Here is a 2,179-nt window from a genome sequence, read left to right as displayed (position 1 = left end):
GTTCTATCGCTTTCGCCTGGTTTACTGAACCATGTAACTGTAGTTAATTAGATCGTGTCTTCTCTGTTTAATCATCATGAGTAAGTGTCAGTAACATTGTACCTCATCTTTCTGAGAAAGGCTATATATCATTTGTATTATCTTTTTTATCAGGTAGATGAGACATAATTCGTAAATGCAGTTTTTAGGGGCGTAACTTGCTAAGTAATAAATCTAAGAAGGGCTAAAGCCCAACAACGTACCTAATTTTTAGAATGAGGAAAAATATATTTTTTTATATTTATATAAATTTGTATGATATTCAATTTTATTTTTCACAATCAAGGCGTCAGCTATGAAAAGCTCGGATTGATTTCTGAGGCGACTTGCCAGAAGAGAGCAGCATCAGGTAAAATTGCTTGTTAGAATTTTTAGATCAAAAGTCAATCAAAAAATGTGCAAACTAGCGATCGACAAAACCAGTCTAGCAAGCCTGCTGGCTGTCACCTTAGCCCTAGCAGGCAACAGCTTTTTACCTTTGGGTGACAATGCGAGTTTTGCGAGGGAAATTGCCCAAGCTAACGAACCAGAAAGAGTTCCAGACGGCAAGATGGTTCCCGTTAATGGCAAAGCTAATGTGAGATTAACGAATAAAACCAGCGATCGACTATTTTATCAAGTAGTTGGACAAACTAACCGCCGCACCTTAGCCGAAAATTCAACAGTCGCGCTGCAAGCATTGACACTACCTGCATCCATTGTATTTAGGCGACTAGACGGCGCATTCTTGAAAGCGAGTTTAAAACCGGTTGGTGAAGGCACAGTAGAAGTAAGATTAGACGAGACAAATGATTTAGGTTTGGATAAAAGATCTTTAAGCATTCGGAATGATGGTGCACTGTTTCTCCGATAACACGGCGCTTGAAACAGCCCGGTCTTCTTATCCCAAGCGTATTGATATAAAATCAATTTGGCGATCGCCCTGGCAACTCGAACTCACCTTCAATACACCATCCGAATCCCTATGTCAATCAAAAAAATTCTTTCCATAGCCCTGTTAATTTTCATCCCCATTTCCATCGCGGCCGAATATTTGCACTGGGGTTCCCTGGTAGTTTTCATCACATCCGCCCTAGGCATTATACCTCTGGCGATTTGGTTGAGCACAGCAACAGAAGAAGTGGCGATCGTCACAGGGCCATCTATCGGCGGCTTATTAAATGCAGTCTTCGGGAATGCTACGGAATTAATTATTGCCATAGTAGCCCTGAAAGCCGGCTTGATTGACATCGTGAAAGCCAGCATCACCGGCACAATTATCAGCAACTTGCTCTTGGTGATGGGATTTTCGATGCTGCTAGGGGGAATCCGCTACAAAGAACAAGAATTTAAGCCAATTATCGCCCGGGTGAACGGTTCCACCATGACTCTAGCAGTGATTGCGATTCTGCTGCCGACGATGGTAATTTACACGTCGAATGGAGTGGAACCCGCAGCCATTCAGAATCTTTCGTTGATAACTGCGATCGTCCTAATTGCAGTTTACGCACTAACCCTGCTATTTTCCTTAAAAACTCACAGCTATCTTTACGAAGTCGGCATACTAGAGTTAGAAGATGCTGAAAATACTGATGAAACTGCACACAAACCGAATTTGTGGCTGTGGATAGGGGTGTTAGTCGCCTCAACAGTTGCAGTTGCTTTTGAATCAGAAATTTTCGTGGGCGTTGTCGAAGAAACTACCAAAGGATTGGGATTAACACCACTGTTTACAGGTGTAATTTTGTTGCCGATTGTGGGCGGTGCGGCGGAATACGTAACGGCGGTGGGAGTGGCGATGAAAAATAATATGGATTTGTCAGTTTCCGTGGCGATGGGTTCGAGTTTGCTAGTTGCTTTGCTGGTAGCGCCGGTGTTGGTGATTATCGGTATTGTGATTCATCAGCCGATGGATTTAAACTTTAATCCGTTTGAAGTGGTTGCAGTTGCCATTGCGGTGACAATCGCTAATCTAATTAGTCTTGACGGGCGATCTAATTGGCTGGAAGGAGTGCTACTTTTGGCAACATATATTGTGTTAGCTGCGGCATTTTACTTTCACCCTGTTACTTGAACCAGGTTGGTAGTGAGGACTTTAGTCCTAATAAAATAGGTTGCTAGTCAGGACTTTAGTCTTTGCTGCTAATTGGCTAAAGAAAGG

The 2,179-nt window shown here is 42.7% G+C and carries 2 protein-coding genes; both read left to right on the top strand.

The annotated features are described in order from the left end of the window. Positions 1–433 precede the first annotated feature (433 nt). Entirely contained in the window at positions 434–892 is a 459-nt protein-coding gene (locus tag QZ938_RS28895; RefSeq protein ID WP_293340478.1) for a hypothetical protein, read from the top strand. A gap of 111 nt (positions 893–1,003) precedes the next feature. Beyond that, positions 1,004–2,092, top strand: a complete 1,089-nt coding sequence (gene cax, locus QZ938_RS28890) for a calcium/proton exchanger (RefSeq protein WP_293355228.1) — start codon at positions 1,004–1,006, stop codon at positions 2,090–2,092. Positions 2,093–2,179 lie beyond the last annotated feature (87 nt).

Origin of the sequence: Microcoleus sp. CAWBG27, assembly GCF_020883145.1 — a bacterium.
Classification (GTDB): domain Bacteria; phylum Cyanobacteriota; class Cyanobacteriia; order Cyanobacteriales; family Microcoleaceae; genus Microcoleus.
This window is presented reverse-complemented; position numbering and strand designations above follow the sequence as displayed.

Bases quoted from the DNA above. Each gene is read 5' to 3' on its own strand.
- QZ938_RS28895 (WP_293340478.1), top strand. From the start codon at position 434: ATGTGCAAACTAGCGATCGACAAAACCAGTCTAGCAAGCCTGCTGGCT.
- cax (WP_293355228.1), top strand. From the start codon at position 1,004: ATGTCAATCAAAAAAATTCTTTCCATAGCCCTGTTAATTTTCATCCCC.